At 45.2% G+C, this 17,798-nt stretch carries 15 protein-coding genes and 1 pseudogene; 10 read left to right on the top strand and 6 right to left on the bottom strand.

Annotated elements, in window-relative coordinates; translation table 11 throughout:
• Window positions 1-5 precede the first annotated feature (5 nt).
• The gene (locus AR543_RS15700) at window positions 6-410 is read right to left on the bottom strand and encodes a CBS domain-containing protein (protein ID WP_060535395.1); all 405 of its coding nucleotides are present in this window, start codon (window positions 408-410) and stop codon (window positions 6-8) included.
• Window positions 411-686: 276 nt separating this feature from the next.
• Here AR543_RS15700 and AR543_RS15695 point away from each other — a divergent pair, with 276 nt between their 5' ends.
• Together AR543_RS15695 and AR543_RS15690 are read left to right on the top strand one after the other, a co-directional pair.
• Complete coding sequence (locus AR543_RS15695) at window positions 687-1,130, top strand: Imm63 family immunity protein (RefSeq protein WP_060535394.1); 444 nt, start codon at window positions 687-689, stop codon at window positions 1,128-1,130.
• A gap of 21 nt (window positions 1,131-1,151) precedes the next feature.
• Complete coding sequence (locus tag AR543_RS15690) at window positions 1,152-1,688, top strand: AAA family ATPase (RefSeq protein WP_060535393.1); 537 nt, start codon at window positions 1,152-1,154, stop codon at window positions 1,686-1,688.
• Between the two features lie 196 nt (window positions 1,689-1,884).
• On the opposite strand, the gene AR543_RS15685 is transcribed toward AR543_RS15690, so the two are convergent.
• From AR543_RS15685 to AR543_RS15670, 4 genes are all read right to left on the bottom strand, one after another.
• Window positions 1,885-3,423 carry a hypothetical protein gene (locus tag AR543_RS15685; RefSeq protein WP_060535392.1) on the bottom strand — a complete coding sequence of 513 codons (1,539 nt, stop codon included), beginning with the start codon at window positions 3,421-3,423 and terminating at the stop codon, window positions 1,885-1,887.
• A 284-nt stretch (window positions 3,424-3,707) separates the two neighbouring features.
• Window positions 3,708-4,769, bottom strand: a complete 1,062-nt coding sequence (locus AR543_RS15680) for a Gfo/Idh/MocA family protein (RefSeq protein ID WP_060535391.1) — start codon at window positions 4,767-4,769, stop codon at window positions 3,708-3,710.
• A 97-nt stretch (window positions 4,770-4,866) separates the two neighbouring features.
• Window positions 4,867-5,841: a phosphotransferase family protein gene (locus AR543_RS15675; protein WP_060535390.1), complete on the bottom strand. Its 975-nt coding sequence runs from the start codon at window positions 5,839-5,841 to the stop codon at window positions 4,867-4,869.
• A 13-nt stretch (window positions 5,842-5,854) separates the two neighbouring features.
• Window positions 5,855-6,289 (bottom strand): DinB family protein, encoded by a 435-nt coding sequence (locus AR543_RS15670; protein WP_227871760.1) that lies wholly within the window; start codon window positions 6,287-6,289, stop codon window positions 5,855-5,857.
• A gap of 297 nt (window positions 6,290-6,586) precedes the next feature.
• Here AR543_RS15670 and AR543_RS15665 point away from each other — a divergent pair, with 297 nt between their 5' ends.
• Window positions 6,587-7,495 carry a methyl-accepting chemotaxis protein gene (locus AR543_RS15665; RefSeq protein ID WP_060535388.1) on the top strand — a complete coding sequence of 303 codons (909 nt, stop codon included), beginning with the start codon at window positions 6,587-6,589 and terminating at the stop codon, window positions 7,493-7,495.
• A gap of 172 nt (window positions 7,496-7,667) precedes the next feature.
• Here the strand turns inward: AR543_RS15665 and AR543_RS15660 are convergent, their stop codons facing one another.
• A complete protein-coding gene (locus AR543_RS15660) occupies window positions 7,668-8,540 on the bottom strand; it encodes a hypothetical protein (protein ID WP_060535387.1) in 873 nt (290 codons plus the stop codon).
• Between the two features lie 112 nt (window positions 8,541-8,652).
• On the opposite strand from AR543_RS15660, the gene AR543_RS15655 reads away from it, so the two are divergent.
• From AR543_RS15655 to AR543_RS15620, 7 genes and pseudogenes are all read left to right on the top strand, one after another.
• Complete coding sequence (locus AR543_RS15655) at window positions 8,653-9,582, top strand: NAD(P)-dependent alcohol dehydrogenase (RefSeq protein ID WP_060535386.1); 930 nt, start codon at window positions 8,653-8,655, stop codon at window positions 9,580-9,582.
• A 112-nt stretch (window positions 9,583-9,694) separates the two neighbouring features.
• Window positions 9,695-9,898 (top strand): hypothetical protein, encoded by a 204-nt coding sequence (locus AR543_RS15650; protein WP_060535385.1) that lies wholly within the window; start codon window positions 9,695-9,697, stop codon window positions 9,896-9,898.
• 25 nt (window positions 9,899-9,923) lie between these two features.
• The gene (locus tag AR543_RS15645) at window positions 9,924-10,709 is read left to right on the top strand and encodes a class I SAM-dependent DNA methyltransferase (protein ID WP_060535384.1); all 786 of its coding nucleotides are present in this window, start codon (window positions 9,924-9,926) and stop codon (window positions 10,707-10,709) included.
• Between the two features lie 57 nt (window positions 10,710-10,766).
• Window positions 10,767-11,297, top strand: a complete 531-nt coding sequence (locus AR543_RS15640; RefSeq protein WP_060535383.1) for a hypothetical protein — start codon at window positions 10,767-10,769, stop codon at window positions 11,295-11,297.
• A 559-nt stretch (window positions 11,298-11,856) separates the two neighbouring features.
• Entirely contained in the window at window positions 11,857-13,158 is a 1,302-nt protein-coding gene (locus AR543_RS15635) for an NCS2 family permease (protein WP_060535382.1), read from the top strand.
• A 170-nt stretch (window positions 13,159-13,328) separates the two neighbouring features.
• Window positions 13,329-15,443: pseudogene (locus AR543_RS15625) on the top strand (thioredoxin domain-containing protein).
• Window positions 15,444-15,776: 333 nt separating this feature from the next.
• Entirely contained in the window at window positions 15,777-17,240 is a 1,464-nt protein-coding gene (locus AR543_RS15620; protein WP_145953926.1) for an S-layer homology domain-containing protein, read from the top strand.
• The last annotated feature ends 558 nt before the right edge of the window (window positions 17,241-17,798 follow it).

The raw sequence follows: 17,798 nt of genomic DNA, 5'->3' as shown, positions 1-17,798 counted from the left end.
AATGGTTAATCGGTAATATTATCGGTATAATAGGCGATGATATCCTTGCGCCGAATAATGCCGAGGAAGATACCCATACTGTCGACAACCGGTACAAAGTTCTGATCGGCAGCCAGTGTCAGCATATCCTCCATATTGGCAGTAATCTCTACGCTTTCATTATGTACACGCCGCTGCAGCTGACTGATCGGAATATCACGCATCGCTTCAAAATCGAGGTTGAACGAGTTTTTCAGTTTCCAGAGCAGATCGCCTTCGGACAGGGTGCCCACGTATTTACCCTCTTCATCGATGATCGGAATCGCTGTATAATGATGCCGTTCCAGATCTTCCATGGCCTCCATCATGGATATAGAGGAAGTTATATAGGCTACCTGCTCTTTGGGCAGCAGAAAGTAGGATATTTGCATGGGATGACACTCCTTTACATTGAATGTAATCAATAATAGTCTTATTAAACCACATTTTGGGGTTCGTGTGTAAAGGTTTACAGCTTTGTATCCACCATGTCATAGCCCATTCTATACATAATAGGCTGATTGCAGTTGGAAAATGAAATATATTTTTTACATATAAAAAGTCAGCCGCAAATCAAATCGTCAGTAGGCAACAAAGCATAGTAATGCAGAAAGAGCTGTATTCCATTCCCTATATCAATGATCCTGCTTAGCAAAAGGAGAATTCTTATGTCCTCAATGTATACCGAATCCCAGCTTATCGAACAAATTATAGCTCTGCTGCAGCAGACGGATATTTATCAGGACGATCATCATCGTATGGTAGCCAGTGCATTCAGCCATACATGGCGCGGTGATCTGGAGCCGCATATTAAGGTAGAGCCGGAGACGTACCGTATTCAGCTGTATGAGCGCGGCATACTCTCTGTAGATCGTCCAACTACTCATGCGGAAGATGTGATCTATTACGTACTGGAAGAGATCATATTTGCTACTGTTCATATCGGACTGCTGCGCAAATATGAGGTGAATAACCGGGATCGGCATCTGCAGTATACGGATGCCGTAATGGCAGAAATCAATCAGGGCGTGAATCAGGCTTTTCATCAGATTGGTGGAATCTATGAAGAGTGGCATCTGGCTGGCAGACGCAGTCAGCTGCATAATTTGTAAATAAGAATAAGGAGTACCCCGATGATTATTATGATTAATGGTGCTTTTGGAACAGGCAAGACGACAGTAGCTGCACAGCTGCATTCCCTGCTGCCGGGCAGTATGATTTATGATCCGGAACAGGTCGGTTATATGCTGCGTGAGATGATTCCGTCTTCGATGCAGCTGCCTTATGAGCAGACAGGTGATTTTCAGGATATGGACCTGTGGAAATTGCTTGTTGTACAAGTCGCAGCTCATTTGCAGCAGCAGTATCGCAGGCATCTAATCGTACCTATGACGATCTGCAATCGGGAGAAGTTCGAATTTATCCATCATGGTTTTATACAGCTCGATCCGGATACGTATCACTTTTGCCTGCTGGCTTCCCGAGCAGTTATTCATCAGCGGCTGCGCAAGCGGGGGGAGGTAGAGGGCAACTGGTGTTTCCAGCAGACAGACCGCTGCCTGAAAGCGTATCATGCAGGAGGTTTTGACGAATATATCCAGACCGATCAATTGAATATCATGGATATCGTACAGTACATAATGTCCAGAATAACAACCAGAAATACATAAAAAAGGCGACTGAGCACAGCCGCCTTTTTATATTTTTATTATCCTATATGATTATTACATCTAGAGTGACTACTTATTCACTTAGAGTGGCTAAGTATTTCCTTACTCACTTACAGTGACTACATATCGCTTTATTCACTTGCTCGCTATTTGGATCTCCAATCGTATGTGCCAATCAGAGACTTCAGCATATCTGTTAGAAATCACGCAGTTCATCAAAAATGGCTTCCAGCTGTTCGCGGTTCATTGCATGCGAATGATTCTGCTCAGTCAGACGCTGCTCTGCCTGATCCAGCAGCTGGTGCAATATCATATGGATTTCTTCGCGTTCAATCGTATCGATCCATCTTTTGCGTTGCTCCATTTTGTTAAAGGCTTCCGTATACATGGTTACCAGTGCAGTGAGCTGTTCCACGATAACCGATTGTTCAGCCTGTAGATCCAGTGTGCGGATCGAAGACAGCATTTTTTTGTAGAGCTGTGCTGCCTTGTTGACATTGGTTGCAGTAATATTCTCCCGGCCGTCCCAGTCACGAAAAGGATTATCCAAATTTTCTTCCAACCACTGCGGTTTGCGGGGCTGGGTAACTGACAGATCGAGTCCAAGTGGAATACGGGATTTGTATGCTTTTTTGATACTTTTCGCGGCATCGGCAGGTAGACTGCTGAGCCATAGCCAGGATAGCTGCGGCAGGTCATCCGGCAAAGGGAACTCTTCGCCGGTAAAGCCGAACAGATCATGTGTACTGAATCCTTGCAGCTTGTTCAGTCTGGTGAGTGCATTGATTCGGCCAAGATTGCCTGGCTTGCCCCAGAGACGTAATAGCTGCAAATGCGGAAACTGCTGGGTCAGTTGGTGTATATCCAGCTCCCGAATCTGATACACATAGAGACTATCCAGTTGCTGCAATCCATGGAAGCTGAACAGCAGCTCCGGATTACTGACTGATAGAGTCATTCTTGCTCCCTGGACCGGTGCCTGAATAGTCCAAGAAGCTGTAGCAGATCCAGACAGATGCAGCTGAGTTATTTGCTCGCCGGTGATCAGCTGCTTTATCCCATTAACGCGGATACTCAGCTCCCTGATATGAGTTTCCGAGAAATCCATCATAGCAGGACATTCACCGGACAGGGATAATTTGATCAGAAATGGATTACTGCGCAAATAGGAGATCAGATTCTCATCATAGCGGTCGGTATAAATTTCAGTTAGACAGGGCAGTTTGTGCAGTTCCGACCAGTCTGTTATTTTTGACAGCATGACTTCATCCAAGCGATGTGTCCGGCGGGGGATAGACATATCGCCAATCTGCACTTCACTGTAATCATCGGCAGCTTTTTTGAAATTGTGGCGCAGTACAGGATCAATCTGTTCCCATTGATGCTGTCGGTAGACACTATCTCCATTGCTCCACCCACCGCCATAACTGTTGGTCTTCCGGGTAGTGAGCGGCGGAATATTACCTACATACATATAACCTTTTGGCACCTGGGCTTTTACATAGCTGTGATCCAGCTTGTCATTCCAAAAATAATAATTACAGATCAGAGGCTGCATACGATACAGCTGATCGGTATCAGGAAGTTCGTTACCGGTCCAGTCCAGCGTCAATACCGCCGCGAGCAGACCGCCGCCTCCGGATTCGTCCTCCTGGTAATCAGTCACCTGACAAGCAGTATACTGCTTCATTTGCTCCGAATAGACACAATAAATATCTCCGATTTGTGGGATCATGACGATTTCCTTTCTTTTCAAGCTTACTGACACATTGCCTTACAGTATAGTATGTACCGCATTGCGATTCAATACGCCTGAGAAGCTGAGAATAGCTGTAGAGCCAGCAGATCACGTCCAGGCTTGAGTTATTACGAAGGGAAGAGCGTGATATATGACAGCACGAGCATAGGATTGTGCTGTCATATATCGCGCTCTTCAATAAAAAAGGCTGTGTCAGCAACTGAACAAATCAGCGTCTGACACAGCCTTTTTTTATCGCTTCGAAACTTTGGACATTGTTATTAAATATCGCGGTGAATAACCTGATTCTGTTCAGCCGCTTCAAATAATGTCTCGATCAGCACCAGTACACGGTGGACTTCGGTATTCGGTACTGCCGGTTTGGCTGTACCTTCGAGTACTGCAACGAAATTGCTGTAGAATTCTTCGGGAATCGTCTCCGCACGCTCAATCGGACCACGAATCGTGGATTCTTCCGAAGGCGGAGCCATCGTTTTGGTCAGGCCGCGTCCTGCCTGAATCGGCTTGGGTTCTACTTTCTCGACATCCGGGTTGCTGCGTACCACTTCACCGCTCAGATCCCAGTCGCGGATAACCGCGGTACCTTCAGAACCTTTTACATACCAGCGTGGCAGCTTGATATAGTTGGTCGTACCGACTTCAACGAGCGCGGTCAGTCCATCTTTGAAACGGATAAAGGCAGTGAATCCGTCGTCGACTTCGGTATCGAGAATAGTGCTCAGATGGGCAGAGACGCTGTCGATCTGACTGTCAGTGAGCAGCAGCAGCTGATCCAGCAGATGCACGCCCCAGTCCAGCAGCATACCGCCGCCATAGGCTTTGAGCTGGCGCCAGTCACCAGGAATACCGTTTGCGCCCTGTACACGGGATTCCACATGGAATACGTCGCCAACCGTATGTTTTTGGATCAATTCACGTACAATGAGGAAGTCCTCGTCCCAGCGGCGATTCTGGTGAACCATAAAGACGCGGCCGGTTTCTTCGGCTACTTTCATAATATCCAGCAGGTCGGCGCTGTAGATGGTAACCGGTTTTTCGCAAATCACATGCTTGCCGGCACGAAGAGCTTCGATCGCCAGATCTTTGTGTACATCATTCGGTGTAGCGATCAATACAATGTCAACGTTCTCATCAGATAGTACAGCCTGCATGCTGTCATAGGTCTCGTACCCTTTACCTTTGGCCAGTTCCAGACGATAGTCGGCAGTATCAAACACCCCGAAGACATTCAGACGATCTGTTTTCTCTATCAGTTGTCCATGGTAGCTGCCCATGCCGCCATATCCGACAATGACAAGATTATAAGCCGATTTGGTTTCCATAGTATATTGGACTTCCTCTCTGTATTTGATTAGATTCATTGTACTATTTTTCCAAATATTTCAAAAGAATGATTCTACAATTTGTAGATTGGCAGGTCTACAGGCTAATTGTGCGGGCAATCAGCTGCTGCAAGTCAGCGATACGAACAGGCATGGATGCTGTCGAGTGGCTCAGCATATCCAGCAGAGCGATCAATTCCTGCAATCTGGACAGTAGACGCCACTGTTCATCCAGCTGTCCACCAGCCTGACGATAAGCCTCGATAAAGTGCTGCTCGTACAGTGACTGTTCCTCTTCATAACGCAGCATATTGCCGATATCCACATACCGGCTGCCCGAAAAAGCAAACTCCCAGTCCAGTACAGCCGCTACCTGAATTCCATTCGAATCCTGTCTCATTAGTACATTAAGACCATTAAAATCCGAATGTACCAGTATAGGCGTCTCCACGGTATCGGAGAGTAGAAGAGCATGCAGCAAGCAGAAATCCCATAGCGCTTTCTGCTCCGCCTTGTCCAGCCATTGAACGGCTTGCTCGGTCTTCAGACTATCTGTAATAAAGGAAAGAAATCCGTCCGCACCCATTTCCAGAGTATGGGCAATATGCAGATCAGGTGCCAGAAATCCATGGCTCGCAAACTCGTATTGGTGGATGCGAGCCAGCACGGTACCTACCGCTGTCGCAGCATCAGCAATTATCTGATTGTCGGAAGATTGCAGCAGATCCCGTAGCAGAACACCTTCTTTCCATTCCAGAATAGCCCATGGTTGCGGGAAAATGCTGCCGCTTGTATCCAGATGAAGATAACGGGCTACCGGAATATTAGCGTCTATTCTCTCGGTAATTGCTCGTTCCATCAGGGCGACATCAGCATGACCGGCTGAGATACGCAGCAGATATGGAATGTCTGCATGTTCCAGCCTTATTTTGTAAGTTCCGCTGCTAAGCCCGGTACCCGTGCGTTCCGCCAGGAGCAGTTTTTGCTCGGGAAAAGCAGAAGCTATCATTTTTTCCAGCTGTGGCTTTGCAATTTCCCTCGCGCCGGAGGCATGTTCCCAGTTTGTTTTCATTGGATTCGCTCCTTTATTCAAACAATCGCACACCAGGCTCGATCTTCATTACATGTACCATCATGGCATGCAGTTGTCCGCGATGATGATACAGGTGGGCCTGCGTATCCAGCAGCCACTCAAACCGGGTATGAACACCTCCCCAGAACGCCGTAGTTCGCTGCATCAGCTGTTCGTCACTTAATGCAGCAATACCCCGGCGCAGAAAGTCATAATTATCAAGTAAAGCTTGTTCCAGCGAAGCCTTTTGCATAGACGGCTCGGCTTGCTCATAAAATAAATCTATTTCTTCTTCTTTACACCCGGCACCAATCAGGAAATCCGCTTTGCAAAGTACAGCAATATGCGCAATCAGCTCACCGATCGACATTTTGTCGGGCGTTGGCCGGAGCTCCAAATCCTGTTCATCCAGAACACGAATCAGCTCTACCATGGATTGAATAGCCATATCCATTTGCTCGAAAACGCTTTTGCAGTATGTATTCATCAATCAGACCTCATCTCGGTGGAAGTGGTATGTCTATAGCTTAATCGTTTTCCCTGCAAAGAGGAATGAACGATCTTGCTATTTATGAACAATCTGGCTAAGGATCGGACAGATCTTTTACTAATTGAAATTATAGTAATCATTTGCTTTATTTTGCTTTATAATGGTTAATATTGGTACCTTAGGATTTTAATTGATGTTGAAACAGTTATCATGCAGCAGTACAAGCAACTAACCAATAGATGCTGGAGGGTTCCTATGGAAAAGTTGAATCAGCAGGTCACGGATGAACTGGTCGTACGCACTTTGCAGGATAATCTGGCCATTATACGGTTTGATACGCATCACCGGATCGCTTACGTCAATTCGATTTTTGCCAAAGTTGTTGGTTATACCGTAGATGAAATGATAGGAATGTATCATAAAAATCTCTGCTTTCCCGAATTTTATAACAGCCCGGAGTATGCGCAGTTCTGGGATAATCTGCTCTCCGGCAAAACGTTTCATGACAAAATACAAAGACGCAACAGTCAGGGCAATGCTGTCTGGCTGGATGCTACCTATATGCCGGTCTGGGATCAGGGAAGACGCAATGTCATTGGCGTTACCAAAGTGGCAACCGATATTACTGCCCGGCATGTAGAGCTGTCCTCGGTAGTAGAAGGATTGCAAAAAACAGCGCAGGTGCTGAATATACGCTCTGCTGCAGGTATTGAGCACAGTGAGGGGCTGCTGCACAGCATGAATCGCATCGTCGAATCATCAGGCGTAAATACAGCGACTCTGAGTAATCTGCAGGAGCAGGCATACGAGATTCAGGATGTAGTGCAGACGATCCGCAAGATCGCTTCGCAGACTCACATGCTGGCGCTCAATGCAGCAATCGAAGCGACTCATGCCGGGGAGTTTGGCAGAGGCTTCAATGTGGTAGCACGGGAAGTGCGCAAACTGTCTTCCATGGTGGAAGATTCTATTATCCAGGTTAAGCAAAGCGTCGATTCCATGAGTGTGGAAGTACAGAAAATAGTTAATGGTACCAGCGATGTCCAGCAGAGTGTAGAATATGGACAACAGCAGGTACAGACCGCTATGGATGCTTTTAATGCGATTGCCACGTCGGCGCATGTGCTGGATGAACAGGCACAAAAAGTAGCGAACCGGATATAGCGAGAGATCGGGCATCTGATCTTATCAGACTCTATTGAATTATAGATCATTTGGATGATCAGTAATCATACAACAATATAGTGGTTTATCCGTATAAATTCAGCCGCAATTCCTTTGATCCTGATACTGTATCCGGTCAAAAAGGATTGCGGCGCTTGTGATTTCTCCAGCACTACAGCCAGTATCCGAAAATCTGCTGCAATTTGTCTGAATTGACTCGCAGTTCACCATGCCAGCCGGCCCAGGGCATCTGCATATCCGAGCGTCCTCTGGTATTATGCAGCTGCAGTTCTCCATTCAGAATAGTCTCCTGATTCGTCCAGTGTTCTGGAGATAGTTCTACGATGACATTGGGCAGAACACCTACGGTAGAGAGTGACTGCAAAATACCACGCCGTATCCCTTTTGTTCCCTTGATCAGTTTGAGCGAAGTGAGCCGCTTTTCCAATTGTCCAGGTGTTTCTTCCGGATCTGCTTCTTCCAGTAGTTGCAAAAGTCTGCGGAATACTTCAATATCTTCTGCAGAAGGATGTACAGGCTGTTGATCCTGAATCACAGTCAGTTCATTTAGATCAGTCCATGCGCCAACCGGATCACTGCCATAGGTATTGCCCAGATAAAGAACATAGCGTAAATAGGACAGATTTTTCCAGCCTCCACTATAGGTATGGAATCCACATACTTTGCAGCATACAAATCGTTCTGCTTGTTCATAGGGATGGGCATATGCATGAATCATGCGATGATAGCTTTCCAGGGAGGAAATGCCACGCGGGAAGCTCCCGCCTACCCCGGCGAGAAATGCAGCAGCGACGGACTCCCAGGACAGACCCGGATGAGATTGTAATTTAATGAGTTGTTCATGAATACTCTCATGGGTAAAGCTATCCAGCTCATTGGCTTCCCATTGGTGCTGCTCCAGCAGTTCCTGCTCGGCCGGGAGAAGTGTATCGGTCTGGTAAATACTGACCTTGCGATCGGCATCATACGTATAATTGGAATAGTTGTACAGTTTTTTGAGTGCTTTTAACAATTTGGCATCCATGAGTTACTCCTTTATGTAATAAAATGAGAATCGTGTATCATCTGGTTTTCTGAATATTGTACCATCCCAACCGATACTTTTATCAAAATAAAAAGAGCGAAGGAGATCAATCATGCGAGCAGTAATATGTACCCGCTACGGATCGGCCGATTTTCTGCAATTAGCGAATCTGGAAACTCCGGTTCCCGGTAAAAAGGATCTGATTATCCGGATTCATGCCACGACGGTATCGGCAGGAGATATACGAGTACGCAAGTTTCAAAGTCCTCCTCTGCTCTGGATTCCGATGCGATTGGTACTGGGGCTGCAAAGACCGAGAAATCCGGTACTTGGCGTAGAATTCGCTGGTGAAGTTGTCGACTGCGGCAGTGAAGTGACACAGTTTCAGCGGGGTGATCGCGTGTTTGCACTTACAGGTATGCGTTTCAGCGCTCATGCCGAGTACATACGTCTGCCTGAACATGCGCAGATTACACATATGCCGGCCGGTATGGAGTATGAGCAGGCGGCAGCGTTACCATATAGTGGTACATCCGCCTTGTGCTTTTTGCGACGCGCGCGTATTCAGCCCGGTCAGCGTGTATTAATCTACGGGGCATCAGGTGCAGTAGGAACGACTTCGGTTCAGTTGGCTGTTTATTATGGGGCGATAGTGACAGGAGTATGCGGTCCGGATCATGTATCCCTTGTACGTGAGATGGGAGCTTCAGAGGTACTCGATTATACACAGCCTTCATTTCGGGAACAGCTCAAGCGATATGATGTGGTCTTCGATGCGGTAGGGAAACTTCCGGAAAAGCAGGCGCTAAAAGTATTGGTTCCGGGCGGAACCTATATTACTGTCGATGGACAGGGAATGATCCGTACGACCAGAGAAGATCTGGTATATATTCGTGAGAGAGCGGAAGCAGGTGAGATCTGGCCGGTTATTGACCGTTTTTATACGCTGGATGAGATTCCCGAAGCACACCGTTATGTAGAGCAAGGGCATAAAAAGGGAAATGTAGTTATCCGCGTGCAACCTCCTTATTCAGAAGGATAATTCCAAAGTATAGATGACTTTATTAATAAGATCATATATTATTTTGATATTGGTAACTTATAATGATAATTATACCAATTTAAGGAATAATACCTGCTAGGAGGGATAAAAGGTGTTTATTTGTTCACAGGACAAGTTGTCACTTGTTGAGTTGAAGGAAGCGACAGTAGATATCTCGGAATCTCCATGTATTATACGAATCAACGGACAAGTGTACGGCAAATATAGTCAGGTTCATGCAGAGAAGATTATCGACGATATTGTCTATTACTTGCGAAGAGGCGAAGACGTTTATCATATGCCGGAGCAACGATAGGCAAGAGCAATAGGGAGAAAAAATAATGCACTCAACCTACTACAATAGTGAAGAATATGATCAACCTCAATTATATGATCAAGAAAATGGCAGTTATACCGAAGATATTGCTTTTCTTCGACAGCTGGCAGAACAGGTACAAGGACCGATTATCGATCTGGCCTGCGGTACAGGACGGGCTACGATTCCACTTGCACAGGCAGGTTATCCGATGATCGGGATCGATATTCATCAAGGTATGCTGGATCAGGCCAAAGCCAAGGCTGCTATTTTATTAAAAGATCATTATCAGAGTATACAGTGGCTTGAGCAGGACTGTACTTCTTTTCAACTGGATCAACGAAGTGATTTCATTTTCACAGTAGGGAATTCTTTTCAGCATTTTCTGACGAACGAAGAGCAGGATGGACTGCTTTATTCGGTAAATCATCATCTGAATTCCGGCGGATGGTTTGTATTCAATACACGATCCCCCTCGGCCGAAGAACTCCTTCAACCCGAGACGGAAGAATACTGGCGTAGTTATACAGATACAACTACCGGGCAAGATGTGGACGTGTACACAATCAGCCGGTATGATGCGCTGAATCAGATTCAGCATTATGAGACGATCCGGCGATTTAGAGAAACCGTAAATCAGAGTGCCGATGAACGAATTACTCATATCTATCTGCGTTATGTCTATCCGCAGGAGATGAAACGGTTGCTCAGTAGCCACAGATTCGAAGTTGTGGAATGTTACGGAGATTGGCAGAAGACACCACTTGGTTCGACCAGTGAAGAGATGATCTATGTATGCAGAAAAAGATAAATGCGTTTGCTGAGAGGGTTCAATAACTCTTTCAACCTATCTGTAGGAGGCATTTTGTTGGCGAATACCGTTTACCTGACCAGCCATAACCGAATCGATCAACCGGAACTTGAGATGAGCAATGTGTCAACACGTATATTTATCGATACTCTCGTACTTAGTGGTTCCTTGCTGGCAAGGGCAGACCGGGAGAAAGAATTCGTCATATGGCTGGCTCAACATGATCAGCATGTAATTGGTAATGGAACAGTGAGCTTTAGTCTGGATGAGATGCCCTGGGAACCGGACCATTTTGAAGAAAATCAATCTTTTCTGCTGCGGATGATCGAACTGGCGCTGCAGCGAGCAGGTTGGGAGAGGTTAAGTTATACGCCGATCGAGAAAGATATTCGTTATGCATTAACTGCATTCCGAGAACTGATATTGTTGTTTGGCCAAGACGATATTGACACGAGTCATTATGAATATTGGCGTACAATAGAGGAATATGATAACTGTCGCACTCTTCCTGAAGGATATCCCAAATGTGAAAAACATGAAGTATACTTGTCCTGTTTTGGGTGTGTTCTATGTAATGGTGAAAGCTAATCTGTATCTTCTGTGTTCTATGCTACCTCAAATCATGCAAAGCGTTGTACAGAACTTTTTATATAGATAATAATGAAACCTTGTCCAAAAGTCCGCAGCCTCTTTTCAGCAATTGAAGAAGCTACGGACTTTTTTGTATTTTGTTTAACTACGTTATAGAACCAATACAAGTCAAAAATACGTTTCATACAATGAACAGGGTTGGTTTGCAAGCCTGGCGGTTCTCATATATCAGCTGCAAAAACAGTCCTTTGCAGAAATTTGAAAGAGCCAGCTCTAAAACAACTTATAAATGATAAAAACGAATGAATAATGAATGAATTTAATGTATAGTTCGTGAATAAACGCAAAAAGATTGATAATTCGTTGACAATACCTATTAAATTCATTAAAATTCGAAAGGGACATCAGGTTACAAAATAATAAATGCCTTAATTTTATTCATACATTCCATTTTTAAATCCTATTGCCAATATACCAATGTGTGAATGCGGTCTTATGGAAGAATCAGGATTTTTAAGCTTTGATGAATAACCAATGGCGTGGAGGCTGGCTTTACATGGATAACTGGTTCAAGCTCAAAGAAAGAGGCACGACCGTTTCAACAGAGATCATCGCAGGACTGACTACCTTTTTCACGATGGTGTATATTGTTATCGTCAACCCGGGGATTCTGAGCAGTACGGGAATGGACTTTAATGGCGTATTTATTGCTACTATTCTAGCCAGTATTGTAGCGACCCTTATCATGGGATTATGGTCCAACTATCCGATCGTGCTGGCACCGGGAATGGGACTGAATGCATTTTTTGCCTATAGTGTGGTCAGTGGATATGGAGCATCCTGGCAGGTTGCGCTGGGTGCAGTATTTATTGCAGGTATTTTGTTTGTTATTTTATCAATTACGTCTTTCCGATATATGCTGCTGGATGCCATTCCAGCCAGTCTGAAACATGCGATTACAGCAGGGATTGGACTTTTTATTACTACGGTAGGATTGCAGAATTCCGGTATTATTATTGCTTCCGAATCCAACCTGATTACTATCGGTAATCTGGCATCACCAATGACGTATCTGACGATTATTGGACTGCTGATTACTGTTGTACTGATGGCGTATAATGTCAAAGGCTATCTGTTTATCGGTATGGTAATTACAGCGATTCTGGCATGGATACTGGGACTATTCCAAATGCCGGCATCGATCGTGTCCATGCCGCATGGTCTGGCGACAACCGCATTCCAGCTGGATCTATCTGGAGTATTTTCAAGCGGACTGTACACCATTATCTTTACCTTCCTGTTGATCACTTTGTTTGATACGACAGGAACGATGCTTGGCGTAGCAGAGCAGGCAGGCTTGCTTAACAAAGATGGCAAGTTCCCGCGCTCCCGTGGTGCGTTGCTTGCAGATGCAGTCGGAACAACAGTTGGTTCTCTGCTTGGTACGAGCCCGACATCAGCGTATATCGAGTCCAGTACAGGCGTAGCGGCAGGAGGAAGAACAGGACTGACAGCGGTAGTAGTGAGTGTATTGCTGGCGCTTACGTTGTTTTTCTCCCCGATTGTAAGTGTCATTTCCGGGATTCCGGCGATCACTTCACCGGCATTGATCATTGTAGGTTTCTTTATGATTAGCGCGATCAGCAAGATCGACTGGAAAGAACTCGAAGAAGCTTTTCCTGCTTTTCTGATTATTATTCTGGTACCACTGACGCACAGTATTGCGACAGGTATCGGCTTTGGATTTATTTTCTATCCGGTGCTTAAGCTGCTTCGCGGTAAAGGCAAAGATGTTCATCCGATCTTTTATATTTTCGCAGTATTGTTCCTGATTCAATTGGTCTTTCTGGATCACTAGAATAGAGTTTTATCAGAATTGAATTAGAAGGAGAACTATCTATAAAAGGTAGTTCTCCTTTTTGTATGTGATGCTCTTATATTTGCCGAGACTATTTATTAATAAGTGAAAGTTTTTTCTTTCTATCCACATTCGGTTATATTATCAATAATAACTTTAAGGAGGAATTAATGATGCGCGAATTCATCGAAGGAAGTCACAAACATACGAATAGCCTGATTCACGAAAAATCTCCTTATCTCCTGCAGCATGCTCACAATCCGGTTAACTGGATGGCTTGGGGCGCCGAAGCCTTTACCAAAGCCAAACGGGAAGGCAAGCCGGTATTTCTGTCTGTAGGTTATTCCTAGTGGAGATGTACATCTACTTGCCATTGGTGTCACGTCATGGAGCGCGAGAGCTTTGAAGATGAAGAAGTGGCTGCGCTGTTAAATGAATACTTTGTTCCCATCAAGGTTGACCGTGAGGAGCGACCGGATATCGACAATCTGTATATGGCTTACTGTCAGGCATTGACCGGACAGGGCGGCTGGCCGCTGACCGTCATGCTTACTCCGGAACAGAAGCCCTTTTTTGCCGGGACTTATTTTCCGAAAACGACACGTTACGGCCGGGTCGGTGTGATGGATATGCTCAATCAGATTCGTGAGAAATGGAGCGGAGACCGCGACCGTGTTCTGCAGGCGAGCAATGATATCGTCGAGCGAATGATGATGTATGCAAATGAGACCCAGCATGGAGAGTTCAGCGAAGATACCATTCATCGGGGGTACAAGTCGTTCGTCAGTTCCTTTGATGAAGTATATGGCGGCTTCGGTGCAGCGCCCAAGTTCCCTACACCCCACAATCTAATGTTCCTTAGCGCCTATTACCAGACGTATCAGGAACCGCAGGCACTGGAAATGGTGAAACATACGCTTGACAGTATGTACCGCGGCGGGATTTATGACCATATCGGATTTGGGTTTGCCCGTTATTCGACAGACGAGAAATGGCTGGTGCCGCATTTTGAGAAGATGCTGTACGATAACGCGCTGCTGGCGATTACGTATCTGGATGTGTACCAGCTGACCAATGAGCGGCAGTATGCCCAGATTGCCGAATCGGTCTTTACGTATGTACTGCGTGATATGACTTCACCGGAAGGTGCTTTCTACTGTGCAGAGGATGCCGACTCGGAAGGCGAAGAAGGCAAATTCTATGTATTCGACCGTGAAGAGATCGAGGAAGTATTGGGTCTTGAGGAAATGCACAAGTACTGCAATATCTACGATATTACGCCAGAAGGCAATTTTGAAGGGATGAGCATTCCCAACCTGATTCCTTTCACCGCTGCCGAGATCGCCGAGCAGCGCGATCTGAATGTGCTGGCGCTGCAGACCGATCTGGAAGAATCGCGTCAGAAGCTGTTTGATTACCGCGAACAGCGTATTCACCCGTCCAAGGACGACAAAGTACTCACCTCATGGAATGGCATGATGATCGCTGCTCTGGCACGTGGCAGCAAGCGTCTGCAGAAGCCTAAATATGCGCAGGCCGCCGTACAGGCAGCCGAGTTTATCTGGAATCAGATGCGCCGCGAAGACGGACGACTGCTCGCCCGCTACCGGGATGGACATGCCGCCTATCCGGCGTATCTGGATGATTATGCCTATCTGATCTGGGGATTACAGGAATTGTATGAAGCGACAGGCCAGACGGTGCAGCTGGAGCGTGCGCTGGTATTGAAAGATCAGCTGATTCAGCTGTTCTGGGATAGCGAGAATGGCGGGTTCTATTTTACAGGAACGGATAATGAACAGCTGCTGACCCGTACCAAAGAAACCTATGACGGCGCTATGCCATCCGGCAACTCGGTTGCAGCTTGGGCGCTGGCCCGTCTGGCGGCTGTAACCCAGGATGAAGAACTGCGTGAATACGCAGCGCGTACTGTGGATGCATTCGCCGGCACGGTCAAGCAGTATCCGCCAGGTTATTCCATGATGCTGCTGGCAGGCATGCAGCTGCTGCAGGGTACGGAAGAGATTGTCCTAGCTGGTAAAATAGAAGATCTGTCTTATCAGGAAATGGTGGCAGAGACGCAAAAAGCCTATCGTCCATTTGCTACACTGCTATTGAACAATGCAGGTGAGGACGGTATAGCGACCCGTGAATTGCTGCCACATCTGTCGGATATGAGCATGCAGGGGAATAGTGCGACAGCTTATATTTGTGAAGGATTTGTCTGTCATGAGCCGCTGACTACGGTGGAAGCATTGCGGGAAGCGTTAGTGAAAAGAGGATAATTGATGTCATAATTGGCGATGTGAAGTGGAATAGAACGATAATGTAGTATTCAATAAATAGGCAGTGCAGAAAGGGCAGCGATATGCTGCCTTTTCTTGTATATGATGATAGAAGTACAATACAGTAATATAAATTTAAATTTACCAAAATCATATAATGAACTATGCAAGTTCTGGACTTTACTTTTTAGAGCTGCTAGAATTTAAAACCTACTTCTAACTAATATGTCAACCAGTAAAGCGCTGTCTACCTCACATAATATGATCTAATTGAACAAACCTACATAGAATTACTTGTTTACTTGTAAAACAAACCTACAGGATGTGAATGAATTGAAATTAAATCGAATGTATACCGTCATTATTGCTATGGGATTGATTATAACAGGATGCCAAACTGAAACGTCTGCTGATCAGGCAGTTCAGAAGAATCCTCAAGAAAATACAGTTGGAACTGATGAGCAATCAGTCGATGATCCTCTGGCAGCACCTACCGCTGTATATGTAAACGTCCAAGAACAGGCATCATCTAATGAATCCGCTCAAGAGCCAACAGATATCGCACAAACAGCTGAAAAGGAATACATCCAAAAGCTTCTAAAATCTGGTGCGGCAAAACTGGATCAGCAAGGAAAATTTATGCCCGAACAACCTATTACGCGGACAGAATTTATTAATTGGATGTACAACTATAACAACAAGCATATCAAACCGCACAATGCCAAGACTCCGAGCTTTAATGATCTTACGCCAGAGAATGTCAACTATACATTAATTGAAGGTATGAAAGCGGCAGGCGTTATTATCGGCTTTCCAGATGGATCAATGCAGCTGGATAAAGCGCTAACTCGCCAGGAACTCACTTTGCTATGGGGATGGTACACCCCTGAATATCTGATTATCGACCCTGTATTAAATAAAAAGACAACCCGAACGTATGGTTTGCGTCCTTATCGGGATAGTAAACAGGTAGGCGAACCTTATGTAACTTCCATGAATTTTTATCTGAATGGAGAACACGATGTTTACTTTGATATTTTCCCTAAAGGAAAAGAATTAAAGCCGCAGGAGTCAGTGACTCGCGCTCAGGCCACTCATTGGATTGTAGCTAACAATAAAGTAAACGAGAAGCAAGAGAAACAGGATGAACGGCTTGCCAGAAACAACAATGAAGTTGCTCCGGCAGTTAGTCCCTCTTTATCCGACCAAATAACGGTTACCGATATTGCAGATAGTTCTGTAAAGGGACAGATCACCCGGCTGCTGCAGTCCGGAGCAGCTTCGGTAAATGAGCAGGGTGAGTTTCAACCCGATGATGTCGTGACACGGCGCGATTTTATTCGCTGGATGTACAAGTACGATTTCAAAAAATGGGATGCTGTTTCTTCCTCCAATCCAAGTTATGAGGATGTTCCTGTAACCGATCCTGATTATGCGATTGTTGAGACGATGAAAGCAGCAGATGCTATAATTCCATTGGATAACAATAAGCTGGAACTGGATCGTCCATTAACGCGTGAACAACTTGCTTTGTTATGGTATTGGTACCAGGACGAGGATCGGGTCAAAGATCCGATGTTAAATTTGAATACGATTAAAGCAGGAACGTCTACTATACCTGACTTTGACCGCATAGGCACAACCTATGCTGATCCAGAACCGTATATTCGTGCAGTAGCAGCTGCCGAAAACGGACTCTATCGTAATGTATTCGGCTATGTCAAAAGCTTGAATCCGCAGCAGGAAGTAACTCGTGCAGAAGCAGCTCAGTGGCTGGTAGACGGTAAAGACAATTAACAATCTTCTTCTACAGATTGGTTTGTAGATTTGTCGACAGAATAAAATATATTGTAAAAAGGAAGCAAGGTGCATTGTCGAAAGGACAACTGTATCCTTGCTTTTATTATTCAAACATCGAGAATCGTATATGTCTGTATTGGTATTCCTTTTTTTAAGTACTACCTCAATACCATAAATAGGCATACCGATATTTCAGCAATATGCACTATGCAAATCAAAATATAGGACCGGATGCGGACTGCGATCTATCCTAAAACATGGTAAAATAGAGATCAATTCCATGGTTAATTTGTATAAAATTATTGGAGTATAACCAGTATTGTAATAAAACGATAACATTTGTTATTTATCATAGAAAGTCCAGCTGCTACCGCTACTGGATGCACAGTATACATACGCAATCGGCGATCCAGCATATAGGCATAGACAGCATTTATCAACGAGTCAAGACCTCAATACGGTTCCAATTTCACTATGGAAATCACTTCCCATTTCATACAGTAACAACCTACAATAAACGACAATTCAATATCCATATGGTTCATTAGACTTACT

The organism is Paenibacillus bovis, from assembly GCF_001421015.2.
Lineage (GTDB): Bacteria > Bacillota > Bacilli > Paenibacillales > Paenibacillaceae > Saccharibacillus > Saccharibacillus bovis.
The sequence above is the reverse complement of the archived record's forward strand: the minus strand, read 5'-3'. Positions and strand labels throughout refer to the sequence as shown.